Source organism: Thalassotalea marina, assembly GCF_014656435.1.
In the GTDB taxonomy this organism is placed as follows: Bacteria; Pseudomonadota; Gammaproteobacteria; order Enterobacterales; family Alteromonadaceae; genus Thalassotalea_C; species Thalassotalea_C marina.
In genome coordinates this window covers 77,086-99,396 of record NZ_BNCK01000005.1, presented here as the reverse complement: position 1 = coordinate 99,396, position 22,311 = coordinate 77,086, and the positions used below count along the sequence as shown (strand labels likewise).

At 38.7% G+C, this 22,311-nt stretch carries 21 protein-coding genes; 16 read left to right on the top strand and 5 right to left on the bottom strand.

Features of this window, described 5'->3' with window-relative positions; genetic code table 11:
- The first annotated feature begins 108 nt into the window (after positions 1-108).
- From IE199_RS12070 to IE199_RS12040, 7 genes are all read left to right on the top strand, one after another.
- The gene (locus IE199_RS12070) at positions 109-978 is read left to right on the top strand and encodes a trypsin-like serine protease (protein ID WP_229854689.1); all 870 of its coding nucleotides are present in this window, start codon (positions 109-111) and stop codon (positions 976-978) included.
- A 578-nt stretch (positions 979-1,556) separates the two neighbouring features.
- On the top strand, positions 1,557-1,928 hold the full coding sequence (locus tag IE199_RS12065; RefSeq protein WP_189770796.1) for a VOC family protein: 372 nt from the start codon (positions 1,557-1,559) through the stop codon (positions 1,926-1,928).
- Positions 1,929-2,022: 94 nt separating this feature from the next.
- Complete coding sequence (locus tag IE199_RS12060; protein ID WP_189770794.1) at positions 2,023-2,409, top strand: hypothetical protein; 387 nt, start codon at positions 2,023-2,025, stop codon at positions 2,407-2,409.
- A 96-nt stretch (positions 2,410-2,505) separates the two neighbouring features.
- Positions 2,506-2,991: a DUF411 domain-containing protein gene (locus IE199_RS12055; RefSeq protein ID WP_189770792.1), complete on the top strand. Its 486-nt coding sequence runs from the start codon at positions 2,506-2,508 to the stop codon at positions 2,989-2,991.
- 303 nt (positions 2,992-3,294) lie between these two features.
- Complete coding sequence (locus IE199_RS12050) at positions 3,295-5,538, top strand: heavy metal translocating P-type ATPase (RefSeq protein ID WP_189770790.1); 2,244 nt, start codon at positions 3,295-3,297, stop codon at positions 5,536-5,538.
- Between the two features lie 8 nt (positions 5,539-5,546).
- Positions 5,547-5,900 carry a cupredoxin domain-containing protein gene (locus tag IE199_RS12045; protein ID WP_189770788.1) on the top strand — a complete coding sequence of 118 codons (354 nt, stop codon included), beginning with the start codon at positions 5,547-5,549 and terminating at the stop codon, positions 5,898-5,900.
- A gap of 210 nt (positions 5,901-6,110) precedes the next feature.
- Positions 6,111-6,971, top strand: a complete 861-nt coding sequence (locus tag IE199_RS12040) for a TolB-like translocation protein (RefSeq protein ID WP_189770786.1) — start codon at positions 6,111-6,113, stop codon at positions 6,969-6,971.
- 63 nt (positions 6,972-7,034) lie between these two features.
- On the opposite strand, the gene IE199_RS12035 is transcribed toward IE199_RS12040, so the two are convergent.
- Positions 7,035-7,466 (bottom strand): organic hydroperoxide resistance protein, encoded by a 432-nt coding sequence (locus tag IE199_RS12035; protein ID WP_189770784.1) that lies wholly within the window; start codon positions 7,464-7,466, stop codon positions 7,035-7,037.
- A gap of 155 nt (positions 7,467-7,621) precedes the next feature.
- Between IE199_RS12035 and IE199_RS12030 the strand changes: the two genes are divergently transcribed.
- A complete protein-coding gene (locus IE199_RS12030; RefSeq protein WP_189770782.1) occupies positions 7,622-8,071 on the top strand; it encodes a MarR family winged helix-turn-helix transcriptional regulator in 450 nt (149 codons plus the stop codon).
- Positions 8,072-8,133: 62 nt separating this feature from the next.
- Here IE199_RS12030 and IE199_RS12025 read toward each other — a convergent pair whose 3' ends face one another.
- Positions 8,134-8,802 carry a pyridoxamine 5'-phosphate oxidase family protein gene (locus IE199_RS12025; protein ID WP_189770780.1) on the bottom strand — a complete coding sequence of 223 codons (669 nt, stop codon included), beginning with the start codon at positions 8,800-8,802 and terminating at the stop codon, positions 8,134-8,136.
- Between the two features lie 95 nt (positions 8,803-8,897).
- Between IE199_RS12025 and pdxR the strand changes: the two genes are divergently transcribed.
- The 5 genes from pdxR to IE199_RS12000 all read left to right on the top strand — a co-directional run bounded on the left by pdxR (position 8,898) and on the right by IE199_RS12000 (position 14,059).
- Positions 8,898-10,304, top strand: coding sequence for a MocR-like pyridoxine biosynthesis transcription factor PdxR (gene pdxR, locus IE199_RS12020; protein ID WP_189770778.1), 1,407 nt, complete (start codon positions 8,898-8,900; stop codon positions 10,302-10,304).
- A gap of 170 nt (positions 10,305-10,474) precedes the next feature.
- On the top strand, positions 10,475-11,365 hold the full coding sequence (locus IE199_RS12015) for a hypothetical protein (RefSeq protein ID WP_189770776.1): 891 nt from the start codon (positions 10,475-10,477) through the stop codon (positions 11,363-11,365).
- A 296-nt stretch (positions 11,366-11,661) separates the two neighbouring features.
- Complete coding sequence (locus tag IE199_RS12010) at positions 11,662-12,540, top strand: helix-turn-helix domain-containing protein (RefSeq protein ID WP_189770774.1); 879 nt, start codon at positions 11,662-11,664, stop codon at positions 12,538-12,540.
- Between the two features lie 149 nt (positions 12,541-12,689).
- Complete coding sequence (locus IE199_RS12005) at positions 12,690-13,697, top strand: alpha/beta hydrolase family protein (protein WP_229854688.1); 1,008 nt, start codon at positions 12,690-12,692, stop codon at positions 13,695-13,697.
- Positions 13,698-13,891: 194 nt separating this feature from the next.
- Positions 13,892-14,059, top strand: coding sequence for a hypothetical protein (locus IE199_RS12000; protein WP_189770772.1), 168 nt, complete (start codon positions 13,892-13,894; stop codon positions 14,057-14,059).
- A 458-nt stretch (positions 14,060-14,517) separates the two neighbouring features.
- Here the strand turns inward: IE199_RS12000 and IE199_RS11995 are convergent, their stop codons facing one another.
- The gene (locus tag IE199_RS11995) at positions 14,518-16,695 is read right to left on the bottom strand and encodes a winged helix-turn-helix domain-containing protein (RefSeq protein WP_189770770.1); all 2,178 of its coding nucleotides are present in this window, start codon (positions 16,693-16,695) and stop codon (positions 14,518-14,520) included.
- Between the two features lie 322 nt (positions 16,696-17,017).
- Here IE199_RS11995 and IE199_RS11990 point away from each other — a divergent pair, with 322 nt between their 5' ends.
- Positions 17,018-17,227 (top strand): hypothetical protein, encoded by a 210-nt coding sequence (locus IE199_RS11990; RefSeq protein WP_189770762.1) that lies wholly within the window; start codon positions 17,018-17,020, stop codon positions 17,225-17,227.
- Between the two features lie 24 nt (positions 17,228-17,251).
- The gene (locus IE199_RS11985) at positions 17,252-18,013 is read left to right on the top strand and encodes a hypothetical protein (RefSeq protein ID WP_189770761.1); all 762 of its coding nucleotides are present in this window, start codon (positions 17,252-17,254) and stop codon (positions 18,011-18,013) included.
- A 187-nt stretch (positions 18,014-18,200) separates the two neighbouring features.
- Here IE199_RS11985 and IE199_RS11980 read toward each other — a convergent pair whose 3' ends face one another.
- Positions 18,201-19,859: a BamA/TamA family outer membrane protein gene (locus IE199_RS11980; protein ID WP_189770759.1), complete on the bottom strand. Its 1,659-nt coding sequence runs from the start codon at positions 19,857-19,859 to the stop codon at positions 18,201-18,203.
- On the bottom strand, positions 19,849-21,480 hold the full coding sequence (locus IE199_RS11975) for a phosphoethanolamine transferase (RefSeq protein ID WP_189770750.1): 1,632 nt from the start codon (positions 21,478-21,480) through the stop codon (positions 19,849-19,851). The genes IE199_RS11980 and IE199_RS11975 overlap by 11 nt, the downstream gene beginning before the upstream one ends.
- A gap of 282 nt (positions 21,481-21,762) precedes the next feature.
- Between IE199_RS11975 and IE199_RS11970 the strand changes: the two genes are divergently transcribed.
- Positions 21,763-22,275 carry a YgjV family protein gene (locus tag IE199_RS11970; RefSeq protein WP_189770748.1) on the top strand — a complete coding sequence of 171 codons (513 nt, stop codon included), beginning with the start codon at positions 21,763-21,765 and terminating at the stop codon, positions 22,273-22,275.
- Positions 22,276-22,311: the final 36 nt, after the last annotated feature.

Here is a 22,311-nt window from a genome sequence, read left to right as displayed (position 1 = left end):
CTTTTCATCACCTTTTTTCCTTAAATTATCATTCTTTGTTTTTAAATAAAGGCCACCATGCTGGCCATAGCCAATGATTGTTAAAGATGAAAATAGGATCAACAAACAATGTTAAAACAATTATCTACGTTATTAGTGCTTTTAATAACAATGTCAGTCAATGCCGTGGTGATCAGGCATGATGTTAATGCCGATTTATATCAAGTAAATCAAGTGCCCGAGTTTTATGTTGATATGCCTTTTCAAGGCGGCTCAGTGTTAATTGATGAGCACTGGTTGTTAGCTCCCGCACACGTTATCTATACCTTTATGTATGATTACCAAGATAAACCCATCATGATACATGGTGTAGAAAACAAAATTGCACAGGTGATTATTCACGATGGATTTAAACGGGTAGAAGGTGATTGGAGCCAAGGTGACCCCAAACCGTTAATGCAACAAATGAATCGCTCAAAAGATATCGCATTGATACGTTTAAGCAACCCCGTTACTCATATCAAACCCATAGCACTATATCAGGGCAATGACGAACAGGGACAAGTTATTACTGGTTATGGCCGTGGCGCTATTGGCAATGGTAAAACAGGCGAAATTGAAGATTCACAAGGGCCAAGTTTAATCACCTATGGTTGGTATCAAGTGACAAAATATTTTACCGATTGGGTATTTACCCAAGATAATTATCCCATGCGCAGCTATAACAATGTGATCAGTGAAGCAAATGAGCAATGGCTTAGATTTACCTTTGAGCAAGGCGCTAGTGCTTTACCGTTAGAGGGCATGTTTGGCTCTGGCGACAGTGGAGGCGCAGTCATTATGTATCAAAATGATGTGCCTATATTAGTAGGTTTTGCTGCTTGGACAGAAATACATGGTCCATTAGAGCAACATGTACCGGGCAAATATGGCACAACTGGGGTATTAACGCGAGTATCGTATTTTAATCAATGGATAACACAACACGTGAATAAATAAGTCAGATAACAACACACATTGTCAATCACCATTAAGTAATTGAAATATAGTTATTTAAAGCTACTTAGTGGTGATTTTTAACTTCAAATTATTAACAACATAACTTTGATATTTCCATGATTTTGGAAATGTAATTTAAAAGGTTGTAGTGATGTCGTTTAGTCAAGACGACTCAGGGGATTATTTTAAACAGTTACTTGCTAAAAATGAGCAAACCTCTTAACTGAAATACGACGATAAGCCATACGACATTTCCTGTGGGAGTACCTGTGGTACATCAACTTGTAACGCTGGACAAACTGCCACTAGTTACGTCGCTGAAGTATTTGGTGTAACTTCGCTGTTAATGGAAGCATCGTTTAAGCAGTTAAAAAACAAGCCTACAAATGAGAGTTGGACACATGAGTCTTGCGTCAAATTAGGTTATGGTATCGCCAATAGCTTAAATGAATTTTTTTAAATCAAGATGGAAAACAAAGACATTAAGTAAAAAAATTTCAGCTATTTGTTGATGATTTGCCATGTTTTAAGGTGCATCAAATACAAACCAAAGGTTTAAATAATAAAAAGGACAAGTTATGAAACTAAACCAAATAACATTGCCAGTTAAACATATGCAAGTCGCCGTAGAGTTTTATCAAACGTTAGGTATGACATTAATAGTTGATACACCTCATTACGCGCGCTTTTCATGCCCAGATGGTGATTCCACGTTTTCATTAAGTTTAACCGAGGAAAGTTTTACCAATGGAGCAACTATTTATTTTGAACACGAAGACCTTGATGGCTGGGTTGAGCAGTTAAAATTAAAGGGGATTGAATTTAAACAGGACCCGCAAGATCAGAGATATTTATGGAGAGAAGCGATTTTACTTGATCCGTCAGGTAACAAAATCAAATTATTTTGGGCTGGCGACAATAGATTAAATCCACCATGGAGAGTTAATTAAGTTGATAAAAGCTAAATCCTATTCTGTTGAGGGGCAGCATTTACATCGTTTTATTAATGTTTTAGCATAAGCCGTGATGAACTATGGGAATGTTATGTGTAAATCGCCTGCACAAGTGATGTTAATAACACTGATGCTAATTGCTTTTATCGGGCAAACATTGGCGTTTTCAGCTATGTCTTGTGAAATGTCGATGAAGATGTCGCCAATAGAACAACTAGCACAAACAGATCATATACCCGTTAAACATTATTCCAGTAGCCTTGCAATTGATACCTCAAAGGCTGTGAATAAACATACACAAGATTGTTGTGATAATGATTGTGTATGTCCTACTAATGCTTGTACGACAACAACAGCGTTATTTTCGTCGGTATTAACGACTGCTATTTATTTCGAAAGTGAAACTCCAATATCGTTGCCGACCGAGCAACCCAATACCATTTACTCTTCTTTATTTAGACCACCGATTTTTGCCTAACCTAGGATCAGTGTGCGCAAAATAGCGCAGATTTTTAGTTTTCTTGAATTTGGCGTTTGACGCCAAGCATTAAACCAGCATTGTCTGGAGGCAAAAATGAATAAACAATTTTTAATACTAGCAGTTATGTTGCTGCTAATTCCCGTATTTGTTCAAGCAAATAAAAATGAACCGCAAGCTAAACCGTTAGAGCTTATGGTATTTAAAACGCCAACCTGTGGTTGCTGCAAGGACTGGATAAACCATATCGAAGAGCAAGGTATTATTGCTCATTCAAAAGACTTGTCGAATATTGGTGGTATTAAAGCGAAAATAGGTATTAAACCCAATTACCGCTCTTGTCATACTGCGGTTACCAAAAACGGTTTTGCATTTGAAGGCCATGTGCCTGCTAAATATATTCTGCAGTTTTTATCAGAGCAACACCCAAATGCCATTGGTCTTTCAGTGCCTGCGATGCCAATTGGTTCACCGGGGATGGAAGTAGAAGACCGATTTATGCCTTACAAGGTGTTATTGCTTTTTAAAGATGGCACTAACAAGGTTTATGCAACGGTAACTAGCTACGACCAACAATTTTAGTTACGCCAGCGTTTTGTAACTTTACTGGTTAACAACATTATTTGCTTGACCTGTGTCTTGCTCACAGGTTTATGCTTAATGTAATCAACGAATTGTTAATTATGTTATGGGCGTTATGTCTAGGTTTGGAATAGTAAAAACCTAACTGACCCACATAAGTTATTTCAGGCCATGTTAGCGTTTCGTAACAATATGATGAGTGCATTAGCACAGTGGGAATCTAAAGAAGACAAAGCATTGACATCACTACGCTTTGTCACCTTATCGATAGCATTAAGGCTATCAATATTGAGGAGCAGTTAAGTGACAAGTAAATCATCAACCCAACAACTGATCATCGAAGGCGCTGGCTGTGCTAGTTGTGTGGGAAAAATTGAGTCAGCATTAAAATCGACTCATGGGGTTAGTTCAGCGGAAATGAATTTTGCTGATAGAACCGTCATGGTATCTGGCACTGCGCTAGCTGATGAGCTAATAAAAGCAGTTGAATCAATCGGCTACAATGCCAAGGTGTTAGACAATCAACAAGCCGATGACATCATGGATGAAAAAGAGGCGGCAGACAGGCTTTATTACAAAAAGCTTATTCGAGATACCGTTATTGCCTTAGGATTAGGTGTGCCATTAATGGTTTATGGGCTTTTTATCGGTGAAATGACGGTTGAGACAACCACTGAACGTATTTCTTGGTTAGTGGTTGGTATTTTAACCTTTGGCGTTATGTATTTTTCGGGTAAACATTTTTATGCTGGCGCATGGAAAAGTTTTAAAAATCATTCGGCAAATATGGATACCCTCATCGCTCTAGGTACAGGAACTGCGTGGCTTTATTCGATGGTGGTTGTTTTTGCTCCTGATGTAGTACCGAGCATGGCACGCCATGTTTACTTTGAAGCAACGGCGATGATCATAGGTTTGATTAATTTAGGTTTAGCGTTAGAGCTTAAAGCGCGTGGTAAAACGTCTGAAGCGATTAAACGACTGATTGGTTTACAGGCCAAAACAGCTATCGTAATTAGAGATGAAAAAGAAGTGGAAATTGCCATTGAGCAAGTTTTGAAAAATGATGTCGTTAAAGTAAAACCTGGGCAAAACATCCCTGTAGATGGCATTGTTGTCGAAGGGCGCACTACCATTGATGAGTCAATGTTAACAGGTGAACCTATGCCAGTTGAAAAGGGTGAAAACGATGAAGTGGTTGCCGGTACGTTAAACAAATCGGGCATGTTTTTATTTAAAGCTACCAAAGTTGGCAAAGATACGGCGCTCGCTCACATTATTAATATGGTAAAGCGTGCGCAAAATTCAAAACCGCCAATTGGTCGTTTGGCGGATGTCATTTCTGCTTATTTTGTCCCGGTTATTATGATAATCGCCATTATTAGTGCACTGGCGTGGCTTAACTTTGGTCCACAGCCTGCGCTGGCGCTAGCCATTGTTTCTGCTACCACTGTTCTTATCATAGCCTGTCCATGTGCGCTCGGTTTGGCCACGCCAATGTCAGTGATGGTTGGTGTAGGAAAAGCCGCAGAAGCTGGGGTACTTATTAGAAATGGCGAAGCACTACAAACAGCCTCTAAAATTACCGCTATGATCTTAGATAAAACTGGCACTATTACCGAAGGTGCGCCAAAAGTGACCGATATTATATTAGCGGGCGCTACTAACGAAGCCGAGGTGTTACAACTAGCAGCCAGTTTAGAAAGTGGCTCAGAACATCCTTTAGCAGAAGCTATTGTTGAAAGTGCCAAAGAAAAACAACTCGAACTGCTAAAGATTTCCGCCTTTGAAGCCATCACAGGTTTTGGTGTCCAAGCACAATGTCAGGGTAAAACACTGTTATTTGGTAACGTAAAGCTCATGCAAGATAAAGGCATTGAGGTGACAGGTTTTACTGACCAAGCTCAGGCATTAGCAAAACAAGCTAAAACACCTATGTATTTTGCCGTTGATGGTGAACTCGCGGCGATTATCGCGGTAGCAGATCCGATCAAAGCCGATTCCATCTCAGCAATTAAAAGGTTACAAGCCAACGATATTCGCGTGATTATGTTAACTGGCGACAATAAAGAAACAGCCGCTGCCGTTGCCTTACAAGCGGGTATTTCTGAGTTTTTCGCTGAAGTGCTTCCAGAAGATAAAGCTAATAAGGTAAAGGATCTACAAAACCATGGTGAAATTGTTGGTATGACGGGGGATGGCATTAATGATGCTCCGGCACTTGCTTTAGCCAATGTTGGCTTTGCCATTGGTACAGGTACCGATGTTGCTATAGAAAGTGCAGATATTACGCTAATGCGTGGCTCGCTTCATGGCCTTGCTGATGCCATTGCCATCAGTAAAGCGACATTGCGTAATATCAAACAAAACTTGTTTGGTGCCTTTATATACAATGTTGCCGGTGTGCCAGTGGCTGCAGGGGTGCTTTATCCTATATTTGGCATTTTACTTAGTCCTGTCATTGCCGGTGCTGCTATGGCATTTTCGTCACTGACTGTGGTATCTAATGCCAACAGATTGCGTTTGTTCAAAGCACAAGAGCATTAGGAGTAGATATGTTAATCGCTAATTTATTGGGTTTAGTCGCTATTGGATTAATTATTTGGTGGTTTTGGCTTTACCATCCTAGTGCTAGCGCTGCTTTTGAAAATGAGGTGGTAATTGAAGTAGAAGATGGCGTGTACACACCTTCGGTGATCCAAACATCTGCCAACAAAGCCATTAAACTGACTTTTGTTCGCAAAGACCCGTCACCTTGTGCAGAAATGCTGGTTATTCCAACGCTAGATATTAGCGAACAATTGTTATTAAACACACAAACAACGATAACGTTACCTGCGTTAAAAGCCGGGGAATATGCATTTCACTGTCAAATGAAAATGTACCAGGGCATGCTGAAAGTTGTGTAACTGAATAGTCACCAGCAGGCCAATTTTGCACCTTTGTTGGTAGTTTTGTTTTATAAATGAAGCGAGCTAAGTAGCTCGCTTTTTCTTTATTTTTTCAATTGCTATTGCTATCAGCAGTACAAAATCATTAAAAAGTCATACACACGTCAGGTATTTTTTAACGCGAATACATAGTGTAGAAGCTGGTTTATTTAAAATAAGATAGATTTTATGAAAACGAACTTAACGATTTTTTTATGCGCTATGTTAGCGATTTGCTCAGCAAGTGTTGCTAATGAAAATACTGCTGTTAACGCAGAAATTTATTTAGGGCAAAAACCGCCAGGACTGATACCTGAGCGTTTTGCACACGATATGATTGATAGAGGTTTTAGAGCGGCGAGTACTTCTTTTAGCCCTGATCTAAAAGAGTTTTACTTTAGGCGAAGAGGTGGTGAGTTTGAAAAAAACACATTGTTTGTAATTCAATTCAAAGAGGGTAAGTGGCGAGAGTCTGCCTTACCGCCAAGAGCAGGGCAGCCATTTGTGTCTCCCGATGGCAATATTTTACATTTAGGCAATAAATACAGAGAACGAACACCAATTGGCTGGTCTGAAGTGAAAAGTTTAGCAGCACCGATTGGCGATATGCCCATTATGCGTTTAACTGCATCTGCTAAAGGTACATATGTTTTTGATGAACCAACTGAACGTGGTCATATTCGCTATTCTCAACTTGTTGACGGTAAGCGCCAAGCACCCCAGTCAGTGAGTGAACCGATAAATTCAGGCATGTGGACTGCTCACCCTTTTATTGCTGCAGACGAATCGTACATTATTTGGGATAGTGAAAGAGATGATGGCTATGGTGATAGTGACTTATATGTTTCTTTTAAACAGTCAGACGGTTCATGGGGTAAAGCCATTAATTTAGGCGATAAAATCAATTCAAAATTTTCTGATCAATTTGGCAGTGTGACACCCGATGGAAAGTATTTTTTCTTTCATCGCACTTATACTACTGATGGAAATAAGGCAGAGATTTTTTGGGTCGATGCAAAAGTGATTGAAAACTTGAGACCACAAACGTAATCATCATGCGATACGAATTGGTATCATTGCACGTTATATTTAACGTGCAATGTATCGAAACAATTAATCAGCTAGTGTAATTTCTACTTCAATGTTGCCGCGAGTTGCATTTGAATAAGGACATACCATGTGGGCTTTATCAACCAAGCTTTGTGCGACAGCTTTATCTAAACTTCCTAATGAAACGATTAGTTTGACCGCTATAGCAAAGCCTACCTCAATAGGGCCAATTGCCACTTCAGCAGTAATACTAATGTCATTACCAAGTTTTACTTTTTCTGCCGCCGCAACATGTTTTAGTGCACCGATAAAACACGCTGAATAACCCGCTGCAAATAGCTGTTCTGGGTTTGTGCCTTCACCACCAGTACCGCCGAGCTCTTTCGGTGTAGAAAGCGTTAATTTTAATTTACCATCATTAGATGTCGCTGTACCTTCTCTTCCACCTGTTGATGTGGCAATACCTGTGTAAATAGTTTGCTGTAAAGTGTGCATAGATTCTCTCCTTAACAATGTAGTTTGCATGCAAAGTATATTTAATCGGAAGTTGCCTTGTCAAATACTTTGTGTGCAAAGTAAAGTTATTATGCAGTTGATGGATTAATAATTTGCATGCAAAATAGTGGTTAAATTCTTTGTTAATTGTCTATATGTCTGATTCACTAAAGCTTGAGAACCAGCTGTGTCATCGTTTTTATTTGTTATCTAATGCATTTACTAGAGCATATCGTCCGTTATTGGATGAGCTCGATATTACATATCCACAATATCTTGTGCTTATGGCGCTATGGGAAGTTGGAGAAACAACAATAGCATCGGTAACAGATAAAACAGGCATTGATGCGGGAGCGATGACACAAATTTTAAAAAAGCTTGTGTCCAAAGGTATCGTTGGTATTCGTAAAGATGAACAAGATAAACGTGTTAAAAATGTGTATTTAACGGCTGATGGGCAAGGGTTAAAAAAATCGGCAACCTCTATACCCAGTCAAATGTTATGTAAATTTAATGGATTAGATCCAAGCGAGTTAAAACAACTAGTCAGTTTACTAGATCGACTTAATACCTGTTTTAAAAACGTAGATGACAATAAAAGTTAGTTGTTATGCCTGGCAGCTTTATAAGGTAATGTGCACTGCCAAGCATAATTAGTTTAAGTCGCTTATGACTCTTTTTTATATTTTCCACCAATTAATGCTTGTGGGCGAGTAGGGGGAATTGTTTGATTAGTGCAATCTTTTTCGACAACAGGTGCTAAAAATTGACTTTCGATTGGCATCACACCCGCCCAAACTGGCCAGTTAAGATCTTCTTCATCGTCATTAACGCCTGCATTACGCATTTTTACGGAAAACTCATCAATCGCTATCCAAGCAACCGAAGTTATCATCAACTCTTTATCGTGAATAGGGCGTAAAGTTTCCCAGCGATGTGGGCTGACTTTATCGATAAACTTTTTAAGTTGTATTAACTTTTCTTCGGGGTCTGTCACTAGTTGCACTTTACCAAACAGGGTGACTGAGCGGTAGTTAACCGAGTGATGAAATGCACTGCGTGCCAACACTAAACCATCGAGTTGGCTAATGTTGATACACACTTCTTGCTCATCACTGCCGACAACGTTTCTGGCTTTGATATGGCCATGCCAATACAGGCGATCGCCATCACGCCAATGACAGGTTGGCGTGACTATGGTTTGTCCATTAAGGTGTTGGCCAATGTGGCATAACAAACTATCGTCGATTATGGCTTTGGCAAGTTCAATGTCGTAACTCGCGCGTTTTCTACCCCGTTTAATTTGAGTCTTGTCTGTGGCGTGTTCTGTGGTCATATCGCGTTAAATTCCTTGTTAAATTTGATTGCATGATAGATATCACTGGATACAATGAAAATAACCACAAATGAAAATAAAATAGATACCAGATAATGTCGTCAGCTTCACTTTCTTTAACCATTGATCATCAAAGTCGTGTCCCTATTTATCAGCAATTACAGCAACAAATAGAAAATTTAGTGTCGCAACATCGTTTAAAATCAGGTGACAAGTTGCCGTCTTCGCGTGAATTGGCAATTGCATTGGGCATTTCACGCACCAGCAGTTTAAAAGCCATAGACAATTTAATTGCAGAAGGTGTGTTGATCAGTAGGGTAAAACAGGGCGTGTTTGTTAGTAACACGCCACCAAATTTTGATAAACCAATGCCGGTATCAAAGCAAACAAAAACAAAAGCGCGGGAGTTTGTTACAGGGTTTAACTCTGGTGCTGATACCGCTAAATTCCCACATCGTTTGTGGGCGCAAAGTATGCGAAATGCTTGGTTAAATCCTGATGACGCTGTATTGCAAGGTCGATTTGCTGATGGACTGCCGGCATTGAAACAACAAATTGTTGACTACGTAAAACAGTTACGAGGCTTACAGTGTTGCGCCGAGCAAATTATCGTCACGGCTGGTAATCGTGATGCATTAACAATTTTAAGCCATGCGTTATTACAACAAAAGAGCGACCGAGTTTGGCTTGAAAATCCTTGTTATCCGCAAGTACCGTCACTGTTTCGTTGGTTAGGAAAAGATATTAAGCCACTGGCGTTAGACGAGGAAGGCGCTATTCCTCCCAAACGTGCAACTGGCCTTGCACTGTTAACACCATGTCGACAATACCCACTGGGCTTGGCTATGAGTTCAGAACGTCGTCAACTGTGGTTAAATTTATTAAAACAATCGACAGATGCTGAGCAAAAACTTTGGCTAATTGAAGATGATTACGACAATGAGTTTGTTTATCAAGGGCGTAGTCCTGTGCCATTAATGCAACAAGACAGCACACAATCAACATTTTTTGTTGGTAGTTTTTCTAAGGTAATGTTTCGTGGATTACGGCTGGGTTTTATTGTTAGCCCATTGTCACAAGTTACCCAGTTAATTGATAGCCAGCAACAACTTGGCTTTGCCGGCGCATTGGCTGTTCAACCCGCGTTAGCTGATTTTATGCAGTCAGGAAAATTTGCCACCCATATTCGAAAAATGCGGCGTAATTACCTACAAAAACGCGACGTTATGGCAGAACAGTTGGCAAAACTAAGCCAATTTCTTGATTGGCAACTTCCTCATGGTGGTATGCATTTAGTGGCTTACTTAAAGCTACCATATGAAAAGCTTGAGCACCTTATTTGCACAAAGTTACATGAGCAAGGGGTAAGTATTAATAGTTTGTCGAGCCACTACATCACATCCGATAAGCGTTATGGCTTTATCTTGGGGTTTTCTCAACCAAATGAAACAGAACTAACACGTGCAATTAACATACTGCATCAAGTGTTACGGCAATGTTAGATGCAATGTTATCGCGACATAAACGCAAAGTAACTCTGAAAACCCAACTTGGTAATGCCAATTGTGCTAACAAATAAATCAGGTAAAAATCACTTCCACGTCAGGTATTTCTAAATTTTACCTTGTAATGTCGCCTTACATGTTGAGGCTATCTACGATAAAGGAAAACGATGAAAAGTGTATATGTCGCGTTAACAATACTTAGTGCCAGTGTTGTCATCATTGGTGAAAGTTATGCAAACAGTATTCATGGCAATAATCCACAACGCTATTTTGGTGAGCAACCTCCAGGGTTGAACCCAAAACTTTTTAGCCCCAAAATTTTGTCACCTGACGGGCGCTTTGAAGGTGGCAATTTTAACCCTGATATGAGCGAGTACTACTTCACACGTAAAAATGGTAAATACAAGCAGCGTACTTTTTTTGTTATTCGCTATGAAGATGGTCGTTGGGGAGAAGAGCAAGAAACCAACATAAGATGGCCAATGTTTTCAGTAGATGGAAACACTATGTTTTTAGGCAAACAGTACAGAGAAAAAACCAGCACAGGTTGGTCTGCTATAAAAAACCTCGGTGAGTTTATAGATGAGCAGGCTCATGGTTTGTCAGTAGCTGCTAATGGCACCTTATATTTTCCGTTTTTTAAAAAAGAAGACAACGGACATGGCAACTTAGGTTTTTCTCGCCTAGTGAATGGAAAGTATGAACAACCGGTAAAACTTAATGCCGATATTAACATGGGTCAATACATAGCACATCCTTATATTGCGCCTGACGAGTCTTATTTGATGTGGGATGTCGAGCGAGAGGACGGCTTTGGCCAAGCAGATATTTATCTAAGTTTTAAATTGAAAAATGGTGTTTGGTCGAGTCCTATTAATATGGGCAATAACATAAATACAGCGGCGCAAGAAAGTTCGCCATGGGTCTCATACGACGGAAAATATCTATTTTTTACCCGAGGAAATTGGGAAGTGAATGATGATGGAACAAAAAATTATGTCGGTAAAAGGTATTGGGTCGATGCTAAGGTCATTGAGAGTTTAAGGCCTAGCGAATAAACTATCGGCAATGAAAAACAAGTGCGTACTATGAGGCGCACTTGCTATTTTGAATATGCCCTTAATAACCACAGCTTCGTATAAGTAATGCGTTTCTAGGTGTTATTTTTACTGACTTCTGCGTTATTTTGAAGCGAAATAGCTAGCTATTCATGCTGCAAAATGCCTTGAATTCAGACAAACATATCGACCTAGAAGTTTAAGAGACTGCTAATTTATTGTTTTCTTTGATTTAGCACTATTTCTTTTACAAACATGAGGTTAAATAAGGTTCGTTGTAACAAAAGGCTAAATACGTGGTAGATACCTTAAATAACAAAAATGCAAAAATAATTAGCCAAGTAGCGCAGTACATTTATGAGCACAGCGACAAAGCGATCACATTAGATGAATTAGCACAATATACTGGTTTTTCTAAATTCCACTTTAATCGGTTGTTTTTTGCTGCAACAGGTTATCAGTTGGGGGAGTTTATCCAGCGGCATAAACTTGATAAAGCCATGCACCTTATTAAAGAAGGCAATCATAATATTATCGAAGTGGGGCTAAGTGTTGGCTACGATTCGCCTTCGTCTTTTACACGAGCGTTTAAAAAAAACTTTTCTGTCACGCCAAGTGACGTTGTTCAAGGAAAGTTGCCAATTAATGAGCGAGCGGGCTCGTTAAAACCTAAAAAGCTGCTGAGCGAACATACATTAAACCCGACCTGGCATGTATTACCCGATCAAACTTTGTATGGATTATATGGTGAAGGTTTTAGTGAACAATCTTTTAGTGTTAAGGCGGGACAATTGTTTACACGTCTTAGCGAAATGGCGGAACCTTTAACCTATCAAGCATTGCAGCCTATAGGTGTTTCAGTTGATAACCCATGGGCGCAAGCGCAAGAACAAAGCCGTTTTTTTGCAAGTTTTCTTCATGGCTTGCAAGCCCATCACTCAAAACTAGATACTTTTGTATGGCAAGGTGGGCAATGGGTAAGCTTTACCCACTTTGGCTCACATGATTGTATGTGGCAAACCATAGCATTGGTGTATTCACAATGGGTTCTGCCCAATAACATTAAACTTAAAGATCAACAAATTGTGCAGTTGTACTTAAATAGCCCATTTTCTGCAAAGCCTGAAGAGTTAAAAACAGAATTGTATTTTGCTGTTGAGCAGGGGGAACACTAGGTACAGTATTTGGTTAATAAAACTAGGATAAGATCGCACTTTCTGCACAGCAAATAATGATGAAAGCGATTAAATTAATTAACAGGTTTTATCATCCACAGAATTATCAATTAATTTCAATGGAGATCAGTTAATTGAAAGAGCACATTATGAAGTCAAAATTTGTACTACTTTGCACTATGTTATTTACCTCTTGTACGCTTTTTGCCAATGAGCCAGCTGCGCTTCAAAGTAAAGAAGTAGATTTTTTTAATCAGCAAAATAATCGACCTGTTAAAATTAAATTTTGGTACCAAGGTGATACAAAACCTTGCGATGCAAAAATTTGTTTGTCTGCTAGCCAAAGCCCTAAACGTGTTGCAGTAATTTCTCATGGTGCTTTTGGTTCACCGCGAGAAATGAACTGGTTGGGTTATGCGTTAGCAGCACAAGGATGGGTTGTTGCGGGTGTGGCACACTATGGTGAATCGTGGGTTTATGGCGCAGAAAAAATAGACCCAAGTTCAGTCATGCGTTTTTGGCAGCGACCTCAAGATATTAGCTTTGCCATTAGCAGTTTATCTAGTGAAGGGCTTTTTAATATTGAACTTGAAAACAAGCAAGTATTGATGTTGGGGCACTCTTCGGGTGGTTTTACCTCATTGGCCATGGCTGGAGCAACCTTAGATTTAGCACAATCTAAAAACTATTGTTTATCGGACAAAGCCAAACATGATAAAGGCTGTGATTACGGAAAACAGGCACAAAAACCAACGTATAGTAAAAAAATGCTTCACAACATCGACAATTTACAAAGGCAAATGCATGACGAGCGAATTGCCGCTGTTGTTGCGCTTGATCCGGCTTTGGGCCATGCAGCAAAGCAAAAGAGTTTAGCAGAGGTAAAGATACCAACCTTAATTGTAGGCTCCGTAGAAAATGATTTTTTACCTTACGAATTCCATGCAAAATATTATGCAGAACACATCGAAAGAGCGACACTAGTAGGCATAGAGCAAGGAGCAGGGCACTTTATCTACCTTGATGAATGTAAACGCGCGACAAAAGTAAAAGGCGTCGCATTGTGTATCGATAGGCCAGGTGTTGAACGAAAGGTTATACAGCAACAAATCCTCAAACAAATTTTTACCTTTATCAATCGTCAATCTTTGAGTTAGGTAATCATATGGTTGTAAATCAGGCCAGCTCAAACGCTGGCCTTTTCGTTATTAGAGCACTCAAAACCTTTGCTCTATTGCTTCGCTTACCGAATAACAAAGTGGCAAAAACGCAGATAATGAACTAGTTTGCTTGTTAAACTTATGTAAAAATTTTGTGAGAAAAATTTATATTAATAAGGAATGATTTAGCGATGGAAATGATTAAACTTGTATTGTTTTTGGTATTTGCGATAGCAACTATTGTTGGCTACAAGAAAAATAACCGTGGCTTGATGTTATTGGGTGCAGTTGCCGTAACTATTGGTTTTATCGGCTTAGATTTTATATATGGCTTTGTCGCAGAATTAGAATGTGCCTAGCTGTTGGCGGTAATTTGGTAAATAAGATTTTACTTATCACTAGTAATCAAATTGCTGAAGTTAAAAAACGTAACATTTTAAAATTGCATTAAAGCCATGCCTGTTTTATAACCAGAATGGGCAATACGTTTTTACATAAAGGATGAAGGATGAAAAGTGTATATCGATGGCTGATTTTAATAGCGCTGATTTGTGCAGCAATAAGCTGTTACAGCTATGGCAGCGCGTCAGGTTTTTTTGTGTTTATTGTATTAGGTTTAGTATTTGAAGGTGCATTTTGGTTTAAGTTATTTGAATCAAAACCCAAATCAAACTGATTAACCCCATCTTTAGATGATCAAAATAACTTCGCCAAATAAACACGTCTAAGCCCGTGTATTTAATTTATTACGTGTATTTAATTTATCAAGAAACCGCTAACAACGCTTATGTAGCTCCAATTAATCCAATTAATGTAACTACTGGGGGGTCATGTGCATTTGCAATTCAACCACCTCTTTTTTACCTGAGGCGTGAATAGTAAACAGTAGTTGTTGATCGTCGATATCACTAAGTTGAACAAGTGTTTTAGGTAGTTCCGCCAAAATGTTAAATGACTGGTTGCTTAAATTAAACGACCATAATTGAAATTGTTTGTTTACCCCATAAATTACATTGTCTTTTATCAGAAAGCCTTGGTTGTCGCCACCTTGCTCAACAAGGGCTTCGATTAATTGGGCTTCAATTACATCTTGTTGCCAAAAACGATCTAATTGATCGGTAAAAATTAACTGGCCATTGTCGCTGTACTTAGCCCATTTTACTTGTTGCTCACTAATGATGTGACTGCTTGCTTTGGCTAAATCAAATTCAACCAACTTATTTATACCTTTTATACGTGATAACAACAGCGCTTTGTTTTGAGTACTGTCCCATTGCAGTAGCTCTGTAATAGGGTTATTGGTTGTTATGAGGTGACTTTTACCATTGAGCTCTATTTGATACAGCTCATCATTAGCACTGAACAACAAACTTTCGCCACTTGACGACCACTGCATACCTGCTATGTATGAATCAATAGGCAACTGGCTAAGCTGTCGGGCTTTTTGACCATCGGTCAACCAAATTTGCTCTTCACCTGAACGTTCGGAAACAAAAGCAATTAAATTGCCATTGGGCTGGATAACAGCGTTGTCGTCAGCAACCGTTGAACGCTCAAGCACGCTAGCATTTGCGGTAACGGCCATTTGGCTGTCGCTCTCGTTAAAATCGGTAACAGCTATCGACAATATATCACTGTCATAATTTCCCTTAATCACTAGGGCACGAGTATCTTTAGGATGAAAATTTGGTGAACCCACTGGTTGGTCAAGCACAATACCTAGCGGGCTAACTGAACCATCAAAGTGCAACGTATAAAGCTGTCTGCCGGTACTAAAAATAAGCTGATCATCTATTGGAGAAAAATTAGCGGCAATATACCTAAAGCGAACGATGTCGTCAGGCAGCCTTATTTGTTTTTTTGATATAACCGCACCTTGTGGTGTTAGTATTTCAATATAGTAATTGTTATCACCTTGTATGCTGGTTACGGCAATTAGGTTTCTTTTGGCTGAATAATCATAATAGATAATGTTACCATCTTTGACTTCGTGCAATAACTCGCTGGAATCGTCATGACTTGAATAGCTGATCAACTGCCAACGTTCTGTCTGTTTTTGCAGTAGGGTAATACGCTGATTAGTTAGCCAGTGAGGTCGGCGAATTTCTGAATTTTTGCACTCTAACATTAACTTGGTTGGCTGTGGCGCATGAAGCGCTTTATCAAAGTCTAAACTAAGTAATTGATAACATTGTTTTTGCGTAATAGGTGTTTCGCAATTGAGGGTTCGAATAAATACTAACTGTTTACCATCAGGTGAAAAACTGTGCCTGCCATAAGCATCAATTTTTTCGGTTAGTTTGTGCTCTTCTTGTGTCGCAAGGTTTTTAGCCCAAATATCATTCACACATTCTTTTTCGGAAAAACGATGAAAAATAACGTACTTTCCATCGGGTGAATAAATACTAGCAAGCTCTTTACCATCGGTTGCTGTTAATGCACGAATATTACCAAGGGTTAAGTTATCTGAGTGAGTGTCATTCAAATAAAACTTAGCGGCAACAGTTAACAGCACAACAATAAAAAATGAAATTACTATTGTTATGAAGTGCTTTTTACTTTGAGGTTTTACTTGCTCTTCTTTGGGTGAGGCGTGAGCCTCATTGGTTATAACGTCTGATACGGGGGCGTTATTTTCTGCTATTTCAATGGTACGGTTGGTACTTGCAATATTGTCATTGCTCCATGTGACCTGACATTCAAGGCTGTATCCTTGTTTTGCATGCGTTTTAATAAAATCTTGTGTTTTACCATCATCACCTAGAGCTTTGCGCAATTGGGCAATGCTACGTTGCAAGGTATTGGGTGACACTACGATATTGGGCCAGACAGCATCTAACAATTGTTGTTGACTAACCACTTTCCCTTGATTTTTAGCCAAAAACGTTAACACGGCTAACGCCTTAGGCGCTATCACTTGTGGTTGTTGATTTTGGGTGATTTGATTTCTTGTTAAGTCGACAAAAAAATCACCAATCCAATATTGCTGTGCCATAAAACTCTAAAATAAATGTGTCGCATTAACAATAAATATGCGCTTGAAGTTTGCTAAGCATACCGTTGCAATCGGTTAAATTCAAATAAGTAAGTTGATGAAAATAAGCGTTTTTTAATCATCAGCAAAACGTCATTGTTAAATCATGTTAACGTCAGAAGATTAGCATCGGGAAGGGCATTTTGTTGGTAAATTGTAAGCATTTTTGTTGGTAAATTGTAAGCGTTATTGTTGTTGAGTTGACTTATTAACCACTTTGTAATCCACTAATCAAGGTTAGGAGTTTCCTCCATTGATTAAAAATACGATAAAGGTTTTTACCATGAAAAAGATTATAGCCTTAGGTATCGCGTTGATTGTGTTGTCTGCTTGTTCAAGCAAAAGTTTGTATGAAACCGGGCAAAACTATCAAAAAAATGAGTGCATGAAAAATGCCGCCACGGCTGAGCAACACCAGGCTTGTCTTAATGAAAAACGTCAGTCGTACCGAGATTACCAACGAGAACGAGAAGAGATTATTGAAAAACAATAACTCATACTTTCAAAAGGAATTATTTTGCAAAAGGAAGTAAACATCAATTTAATAAGGCGCTTAATTGTTTTGCTGATAGTAGTATCAATTAGTGCCTGTACAAGTAAACCTCATGTTCGTTTATTTACGGATAATTTGTCTGACGCTGACCTTTTAAAAATTGAAACAAAGCTAAGCCAGTCGAACATCAAGTATTCGCGTTCTGTGGCGCGATTTCCAACGGCAATTACCAACAACTCCATTTTGTATACGCCTACTGTTAATGGTAATAAAGATATCTATCACATTATTGAAGTACTAAAAATTTCAGGCTTTGATATTTCATGGACAACCATATTTAAAGTCGAAAATCATAGTTTTACTGCTAATAACATTGGCGTTTATTTATTTTCAGATGAATTTAAAGCACAACAACAAACAAGCACATTAGCGCAATTAAACGACTTCGGTAGTGTTGAGTGTGGTAGCCAATTAACCTTGAATGCAGATGCGAGCTTTCAAGTGTTATTTGATATTTGGGATGAACAGATAAGTGATTATCGTGAAGAGGTCGTTAAAGGAACTTGGCACGAAAGTGCCAAAAATCAAGTCACCTTAAGCTCAAATAGTTGGTCTACTTCGCTAGATTTCATTAAAAAAATCAGCATAGAAACTCAAGCCAATGAACGTATTGAAACCATGACGTTAGCACCAGTTAATGACCTAAAACGAGGTGCTTTTTATTTGCTGAACAAAAACAGCGAGCCCAATATCAATTGCCTTTATCGGGCGCATGTTGTTAGCTAACTTAAGGTATTGTATTTATTTTGTCAGCTTCAATACTCAATAGCACGGGGCAAAAGAAGCGATGAAAGGTTTTTGCCAAACAATAGAAAAATGTTCTCTTGGCTTGTATCAAGAACCTTATTTTTACTGCGATATTCGAATCTACGTATATAAGCTTTTTGTGCTTAGCGATGCAATGTAACCGCGATTAAAAGCTTGTTTGAACAGATAAACCTATCTCCCAGCTGCTAACTTCGGCAAACTGCCCTATAGGCTTAGTTAAATTAATATGAATGACATTTTCATTGCTCGATTTTGCCGAATATAGCCGCGTACCTAATCCAATACTGCCCAACATCTTGTTGGAGATGTTCGCTTGTAGCGTATCACCAAAGGTTTTTCCCACATCAATAAAGCCAACAAAACCTACATCAAACACTTGGTAGATATTAATGTTAGGGTACATTCTTAGTTCCATGGTGGAGCGAATTAAAGATGTACCGTGTTGATAGCTTTGAGGAAAGCCGCGAATGCCTTCTTCACCACCTAGCGCTAAAACATGGTCAGAAAATTCAGCATTTTGCCAGCGACCATGTAAATTGCCATATAAGCGATAAAAATCACTTAAGCGATAATTGATCTTTCCATCTAATGCTAGCGTTGTTCTGTCTTCTAACTCTGTTCCGGTAATACTGTTTGCACTTGCTTTAAAGCGATAGAGTAAGTTGTCATTAGGCAGCCAAGCTTTTTCAACGTTTAGTTCACTGATAACGCCAGTACCGCTTTCTGAGTTGGCGGTATCTACCCCAAGTTTCGCCGAAATATCCCATCCTAAATTAATGTCTTCATTGTGGTTAATTAGATCGACATTTTGGAGCACTTTAAATTTATCTTCAATGTAATGCACACCAACCCAAGGGCTAGTGATGGTGTAATCCATTAAACTAGGTCTGATAATGTTAGTTTGTTCATCGTAAACAACTTTTGTGTGGTTTACTCCTGCCAGCCACCTTAATGTGTAGTCACTGGTTTGTTGCCATAATTTGCCATAGGCTAATTGAGCAATATCACGTTTAGAGCGATAGGAAGTTTCTGTTTTACCATTGTGGTAGATATAGTCAGTTTGTTCCTGTGACTTAACAAAAAAGCGATATAGGTGTTGGCTATTGTACTGATAAAAAGGCAAATAATAGTCGAAGGCTAAAACCTGTCCGTCATCGTAATCATCGGCTTGCATGGTGAGTAGTGCATGAGGTTGCCATGGCGCGGGCATTTGTACTACGGTATGGTAGCCGGAGCGTTCATGATCCGACTTGTATTTCACCGAAGCTCGTACCCCGTAACCTAATAAATTTTCTTCTTTAAAGCCTAAACTAAATTCGTTATTTCCACTGCTTCGCCCAGCATTAACGCTGGGGATCAAACTCCAAGTATCCCAAGTAGCAACCTTGATTGTTTGTGGTTTATCGGGATCGCAGTTTTTGTCATAGGTAATTTGGGCGTCGCGAAGGTACTTTTTACTGCGTAAAATTCGCTCGGCTTCTAGAATGTCATGTTCACTGACTTTATCACCTTTTTTAAACGGAAGTTGTGAGATGATAACACCATCACGAGTTTCAACATGTAACCAGTTGGCAAAATCATGGACGGCGGTGAAGTCTGGCTGAGCAGGATCAAAAATGGTATTTGCTTCAATAGCAATATCTTCTATGGTGATGTTTTTCTCCAAACTACCAGTATTTTCCTGTTGCTCTGCGTTTTTACTTTTTTTTGCTTGGCATAACTTATCAATAGATAAGCTTTGTTGAGCCATCAAAGGAAAGCTCAAGGAAAGCAGCATAAAGGTAATTAATGTACTACACCGCATGTTTCCTCCTACATTGAGCAATATCATTGGTTAAAGGCTTTTGTGTTTGAATATCAATAGAAAGCAAACCTAATAAACTACCAAACAATGCATCGTGTGAAGTTGGCAAGCTCGCTATTTTAGTTAAGCAGTTAACATTAAAATTTGCATCTTTTTGATATGATTTGGAAAACCATAAAAACATCGGTACGTGTGTTTGTGCAGATGGTGCAAAAGCGTACGGCAAGCCATGTAAAAACACGCCGTTTTCACCGAGAGATTCACCGTGATCGGCAACGTAAAGTACACCGGCATTAACCTCTTTTTGCTGCTCTACCTGCTTTATCAATTGAGCAACTAGAGCATCTGTTTCCACCAAACTGTTGTCATAGGCGTTTACTATTTCCTGTGCTGAGCAGCTGGCGAAGGTTTCATCCTGACATTCAGGTAAAAATGATTTGTGCTCGGGTTGGCTGCGTCGGAAATATGCTGGTCCGTGACTGCCTTGTTGATGCAAAACAATCAGCCTGTTTTGGGTGGTATTGGTCAGCTCCTTCATAGAAGAAAACAGCAGTTTATCTGGGCAGCCATCAATACAGTGTGCTTGTTCGGCAACATTTACCGTTTTTACTCTGTTGCACACGCCTTTACAGCCACCATCATTTTCAAGCCAAACAACTTCAAAGCCAGCTCTAGCAATAATATCAATGACATTTTCACTATGTTTTGCTTGGAATTCGTCATAATTGTTATGATTCATCCAAGAAAACATACAAGGTACAGAGTGGGCTGTTGCAGTGCCACATGAAGTAACTTGATTAAAATTGATTAATGCTAGTTGAGTTAACTGCGGATTAGTTTGCCGAGAATAACCGTTTAAGGAGAAATGATCTGCTCTGACCGTTTCACCAAGCACCAAGATAAACACAGTTGGTTTATTTGAAAATGGTTGAAATTCAACTCGATCTGCAATTTGGACAAAAGGGCTTTGCTCGTTATGCAACTGAGATTTTATATAGCTTTTTAGTGAAGATATTGAGTTGATTGGCGTGACATAGTAGCGCAACTCTTTGTGCATTCGATAATAACCAGACAAAGACTGGTATTGCGTTAACGCATAACCAACAAGCATAGTAATTGATAGCAACAAAGTGATGACGTAAGTTGCTGCTCGTTTTACCAGTGGAGATATTGTTTTCGGTTTTGTCATTAACAATAAAAAACACGGTAAAAAGGCAAAAACCATTAAGTGTTTGAAGAAGGCCAAAGTGATTAAATCGCTAGCTTCATCAATGTTGGTTTCAAACATATTTTGCAACATGCTGCTATCGATCATAATGCCAAACTGTTGGCTAAAATAGTTTGTCGAAGCACTAACAAGTAACAGTAATACAATCATCGGCTTAAATAAAAAACCTGCTGTTAAAACCATAACAACGACAAGGTTAAGCATCAGTAACAAAATAGCACTAGGTATTTGGGCAAAGTTATCTAAGTGAGAAAAAAATACCGTATTTGCAGTAAAAGTTAGCCAAATGGCTGTTAATACTCGAATGATTGTTTTATTGGATAGGATGTTTAGCCACGTTAACTTGGATTCTTTATTGAAAATAATATTTGTACGAGAAAAAGCTTGCTGCATATGAATAAATCTTTTGCCGTTTTTTTCAATCTAGAAGAGCAACCTTAAATTAAGCTTAAATTTATTAATTAACGGAAATTTTTTAATTTGATATCGCTTTATAATCCTAAGTAACACATAGTTTGGTCAGGTTGTTTAGCGTTTATCGGTATGAATTTGTTATTAAAACATGTAAATAAAAGTAATTACTCTAGAAATTACCTTACGTTAATCAGTATACTCTGATAGATAATCAGCGATTATTTCTAAACGCTTTCGATCATTTCTTAACATTGGTGTTTTATGCCAGATTTTTTACTTTCCCAAATTTTGGTTACGTTTACATTAGCAATTGAATGTTATGCGATGCAGCTCAAAGATAAAAACCGTCTATTGGCGTTGTTATCTTTGAGTTGTTTGTTTAATGGAGCGCATTATTTACTGCTTGGTCAGCAAACTGCGGGGTTTATATTTTTATTTTCTAGCATTCGCTTTTTAATTTCGATCAAATGGAAACGTCAATGGATGGCAGCGGCAGCACTTTGTGTAAGTTTGATTATCACTTATTACACATACAATGGCCTGTTGAGTATTTTAGGGTTTATGGCTACTGTGTTAATCACTACAGGGTCGTTTAGCAAAAATGATAAATTCTTGCGTTTGATGATGGTGTTTGGTGGTTTGTTGTGGTTAATACACAATGTTTTGTTGGGAACACCCGTTGGCGTATTGGTCGAGTTGGTTTTTGTTGGCAGTAGTGCCATTGGATATTATCGCTATTACATCGCAGGCCGTATGAAAAACATAAACTTTTAGTGCTTTTTATGTGCAACAATCCAAACACCACAAAAT